Source organism: Cupriavidus sp. 8B, from assembly GCF_054589115.1.
The window spans coordinates 1-4,548 of the sequence record NZ_BAAILO010000017.1 but is presented as its reverse complement, the minus strand read 5'-3'; the positions used below and the strand labels follow the sequence as shown (position 1 = coordinate 4,548).

Sequence of the window (4,548 nt, the reverse complement as noted above, 5' to 3'; positions counted from 1 at the left end):
CGGCGGCACGCCCGCCACGCGGCGAGCCCACGAACATAAAATTCGCTCTGCCAACGGCAATTGGGCGGATGGCGCGCTCGAGGCGATTGTTGTCCGCCTCCAGAATACCGCTTTCGGTGTAGCGCACGAGGGCCTGCCAATGTCGTAGTGCATAGCCGAAGGCCAGCTCCAACGGCTGCTTGGCCAGCAAGCCATGGGCATTGCCTAGCAGCCACTGGTGGAATTGGGCGAGCAGCGGCACGGATTGCTCCTGCCGCACGGCCAGTTTGTGATCCGGTGGCTTGTCCTTGATGCCGGCCTCGATAGCATACAATTGGGCGATCCACGCCAGCGCCTGCGCGGCCAACCCGGGCGCCTTCTGCACCTTGGCGATCTTGTATAGACCGGGGACATAGGTGACAGGTGTGCGAGGACATGGTTGACACTTTCGGGCAATGAACCTGCCCGGAATCCGACCATGCCTTGGAGCACGCGCGACACCATGAGCCTTCGTCAAGAATTCATCCTCCTGGCCCAGCAGGAGGGCAGTAATCGCCGCGAGTTATGCCGGCGCTTCAGCATCAGTCCCCAGACCGCCTACAAATGGCTCGCGCGCTATGCCGAGCAAGGCGAGGCCGGTCTGGCCGACCGCTCTCGGCGGCCCAGTCGCAGCCCGGAACAGACCCACGCCGACCTTGAACAGGCCGTGATCGCGCTTCGCCAGCAGCATCCTGCCTGGGGCGGGCGCAAGATCAGCCGCCGCTTGCAGGACCTGGGGCATACCGAGGTGCCGGCTCCCAGCACTGTCACCTCGATCCTGCATCGCCACGGGCTGATCACCCCGGAGGCCTCTGCCAAATCGGTGGCATGGCAGCGTTTCGAGCATCCCGAGCCCAACAATCTCTGGCAGATGGACTACAAGGGCTGGTTTGCCACCCGAGACGGCGTGCCGTGTTACCCGCTGACGGTGCTGGACGACCATTCCCGCTTCAATATCCTGCTCACGGCCTGCACCAGGACCCAGACTGCAGTGGTGCAGCGCCATCTGCGCGAGGCCTTCCGTCGCTATGGGCTGCCGCTGCGCATCAACGCCGACAATGGTGCGCCCTGGGGCAGCCCTTCCCAACCCGGCCAACTCACGGCCCTGGCGATCTGGCTGATTCGCCTGGGCGTACGCCTGAGCCATAGCCGCCCCGCGCACCCACAAACCAACGGCAAGGATGAGCGGTTCCACCGCACCATTAAGGCCGAGGTGCTCACCGGCAACGACTTCGCTTCCTGCCGTTATGCGCAGCGCGCATTCGATATCTGGCGTGATGTCTACAACCAACAGCGACCTCACGAAGCACTTGGCCTGGCGACGCCTGTCACGCGCTATCGGCCCAGCCCGAGGTCATATCCGGAGCGGTTGCCGCCAATCGAATACGGCCCCGACGACACCGTAGTGCAGGTCAAATGGCACGGTGAGCTTTGTTTCCAGGGACGTCGCTTCAAGGTTTCGAATGCCCTAGCCAAGCTGCACGTGGCGCTACGGCCTGACGCCAGACACAGTGGCAGATATGCCCTTTACTTCGCGCATCATCGCTTCGGAAGCATCGACCTGAACGACCCCGATGCCGCTTAAAATGCGTCAACCATGTCCTCGCACATGTGTCACCTATGTCCCCGGTCTATACACGATCTCAAAGAAGCGTCTCCTGCAATGCGCCTTATCCAGAACTCTGGATAATATAGGTTCATGGGGCGCGTGGGATATCCAATGTCGATGTGTCGTGGCTGGAGGTCATATCATAGGTGCACAGCGCGTTGATGTGACGGAGCAAAGCACCGGTGTACGCGATGAACTCCTGGCGCTCGCGCCCGTTGTGCCTATTAGTGTAATACTTAGTGGGTTCTGTGGTATATCGTTAAATCTAACCTCGTAATGTAAATGAGGCCCAGTTGCGCATCCCGTCTTCCCGACATATCCGATTAGTTGTCCTCGTCTGACGAGTTCCCCACGGTGGATAACTGCGAATCTCGACAAGTGTGCGTAGGAAGTGGAGAAGCCGTTTTGGTGCTTGAGTAAGATGAGATTGCCGTAGCCGCCTCGCCGGCCGATAAATTCGACTATCCCGTCTTCTGTGGCGAAAACCTGGGTGCCAGCGGGTGCGGCAAGGTCCACGCCATTGTGCTGAGTCCAATGACGATGCAAGGGGTGATATCGTCCACCAAATGCCGAGGAAACGCGCGAAAACTCCACCGGAGAACGCAGGAAGGCACGCATCACGCGACGACCATCGATCCGCTCCTCAAAGTCGCCTGCCTGCTCGATGGTTAGTTCGTGGGAGGCAGACACATCGCCGCCAAGGTCGGCTTGCAGTGAAACAGGCTGATTGCTCTGGTCGACCTGCGCCTGCACTCGTCGCCCCGACCGGAGATCGAAAATGTCGCGTGCTACCGGGCTCCTGCGCATATACTCCTCAGCGTCGAGAGCGTCCAGGCCGAGCCGCTTGAGCAGCGGGGCGATGGTGCCTCCCTCCTCGCGAATATAAGTGGCATTAGCATCGATCAGTTTTTGGAGCCGATTGCGCACCTCAGGCAGACGTATGCCCTGCAGGCCCGCAGCCTGATGTTCGACGTATTCGGCACGCCCAGGGGCGCCCATGGAGGCCGCCGTGCAGAGGGTAAGGGCGAACGCCAGAATGGCATTGGGTACCATCATCGGCCTTTGCAGTGCCAGCGTTACTCTCCGGATCATGTAGTAGCCAGTGTAGATGGCCAAAACGAAGAAGATCAGGTCGATTACTGTATGGTTCGCGATTTCCATTAATGTCTTCTGCATGCCGATCAGCTGACCTTTTCCGTCTTTTCGTGACGGGTCATCAGGCCACGCCTGGTTGATGAATAACCTGCCCCCGCTCTCGAAAGAAACCGGGCAAATTCACCACCCTTGGTGAACGTTCCCTCTAACGGGCTGTAGGAGAGGAAGCGGCGAAGGCCGGGCCGCCAATGAAGTAACACGCGTCGGTATGCCAGCGCTCGTCATCACCCTGCTACTCTTCCGTAAGGAGGACAGGGCAGCAAACGGCGGCCGTGAGCTAGCTTTTCACCAATCGGTCAAGCCTGTGGATTAGTAACCACCCTCGCAGCAGGAGGAAAGACATGCCACGAACCATCGCCGTGACGGAAGAAGAAAATCGCAACGTAGCCGCCTGCGTGGTTCGCTTCGACGCACACGCAACCGCCCGACGCGAAGCGGACACGGCGCGCCCGGGTTGACCGAATAGCCCCACCAGGCTCGAAGGCAAACCATTTGTTGATTAGCCAGCGTAACTTTCCATCTGTATTCACTTTCATCTCCACGACTTCGATTAGGCTTTCGTAGCTACGGATGTCTCCATTGACCTAGGTTTAGTCCGTATAGCGATCTTCGTTGCCAACTCCACCAATCATATTTCTATTTCCCCATGGTATTAATCCGTTCATCGGCATATTCTCGACGTGATGCGATCCGTACAAATTTCTCGGTTATTGAGTTGAGTCATTTTTGATACTTGTGACGATTCTTTAAATTAATTATATCGATTCTCGATTTTTAATTATCGAAACAAATAGATAAATTTATATAACAATTGACCGAATTAACCTCGCAGCGCTTTAAAATATTGGATGTTAGATGCGCTGAAAATAACCAACTCATACATTCCCTAAACCGAAATTTTATAATCTGCGCACAAATGCCAAATCTGCGGCGATGATTAGCCCGTAGGTTCTGTAACTGGCCTTGTTGCCGGGTCCTTCGCTGCTCCATACGCGAACACCATCATATTCGCCGGCAACATTGACCAAGCGGCTAGTACGCCACACTCATAAAAGAATTCTGAATTCAGAATAGGATAATGAAAATTTCGAGTCAATCTGTTCGTGTACAGTGTTTTCCCGCATGCGGCGTCGACGCGCCGACTCGAGTGACTGCTAGCGTCCTCTCAGAAATTTCGTTGGTCGCTTTATGCGCCATCGAACACATTGGCAAGATGATCAGCCGCACGCCGTGGCGGGCGAACTGATCATGGACGTCCCGCAGCCATTTCAGCGCATGCTTGGACAGCCGCTGCACTTAGGTAAGCGAGTCGCCAGCACCGTCTGTACCGTTCAGTAGAGTGGCGCCAAAGTAGTTCCCACCAAATAGTGATGGGAACTACTTTGTCACAGTCACAGGAAGAACCAGTCGCCGGCAGTCGCAAAGGCCGGCCGAACCACAGCGAGGAATTCAAGCGGCGGTTGGCAGCCGCTGCGTGTGAGCCGGGTGTCTCGGTATCGAAATTGGCGCGCGAGCACGGCATCAACGCGAACATGCTGTTCACCTGGCGCCGACGCTATCGAATGGAGCAGCGCCAGGAAGCCGCGGTGTTGTTGCCGGTGACCGTTGAACATCCAAGCTCGCCACCCGGTCCGATGCCAATGAGTCCGGCCGCTGCGGTTTGCGAGCCAACGCCGCCGCACGGCGCCATTGAGATCCGTTTGGGCCGAGCGGTGATTCGCATTGAAGGGGCAGTCGACCCGGCCACGTTGCGTACCGTACTGGAC

General features: G+C 57.5%; 4 protein-coding genes. 2 read left to right on the top strand and 2 right to left on the bottom strand.

Annotated elements, in window-relative coordinates:
* Nucleotides 1-364: IS66 family transposase (locus ACYP5B_RS01680; RefSeq protein WP_459568309.1), on the bottom strand; the 364-nt coding region annotated here is incomplete at its 3' end.
* A gap of 93 nt (nt 365-457) precedes the next feature.
* Here ACYP5B_RS01680 and ACYP5B_RS01675 point away from each other — a divergent pair.
* A complete protein-coding gene (locus tag ACYP5B_RS01675) occupies nt 458-1,603 on the top strand; it encodes an IS481 family transposase (RefSeq protein ID WP_459568308.1) in 1,146 nt (381 codons plus the stop codon).
* A gap of 159 nt (nt 1,604-1,762) precedes the next feature.
* Here ACYP5B_RS01675 and ACYP5B_RS01670 read toward each other — a convergent pair whose 3' ends face one another.
* Nucleotides 1,763-2,803: a peptidoglycan DD-metalloendopeptidase family protein gene (locus ACYP5B_RS01670; protein WP_459568307.1), complete on the bottom strand. Its 1,041-nt coding sequence runs from the start codon at nt 2,801-2,803 to the stop codon at nt 1,763-1,765.
* Nucleotides 2,804-4,152: 1,349 nt separating this feature from the next.
* Here ACYP5B_RS01670 and tnpA point away from each other — a divergent pair.
* Nucleotides 4,153-4,548 (top strand): IS66-like element accessory protein TnpA (tnpA, locus tag ACYP5B_RS01665; protein ID WP_459568306.1); only part of this gene is annotated, 396 nt, incomplete at its 3' end.